General features: G+C 71.6%; 1 pseudogene. It reads right to left on the bottom strand.

What is annotated here, in order from left to right:
- Window positions 1-208: pseudogene (locus FVA95_RS30625) on the bottom strand (IS110 family transposase); the annotation flags it as partial.

The raw sequence follows: 208 nt of genomic DNA on the forward strand, positions 1-208 counted from the left end.
AGCTTGTCGGTGTCTTTGATCTCCCGGTCGAGCTCCAGCAGTCGCCGGGCCAGACCGGCGACAAGGACCGCGGTCCGCGTCTCGCCGGGCAAGGTCACGGTCTGGGCGTGGGCGGCCTCGACCGCGATGGCGGCCATCGCAGGAATGCCCGGTGCCCACGCCCGATGGGCGCGCAGGTACTCGATCACCCCGGTCGTGCCGGCGTCTC

Source organism: Pseudonocardia sp. EV170527-09 (assembly GCF_008369905.1).
Taxonomy (GTDB): Bacteria; Actinomycetota; Actinomycetes; order Mycobacteriales; family Pseudonocardiaceae; genus Pseudonocardia.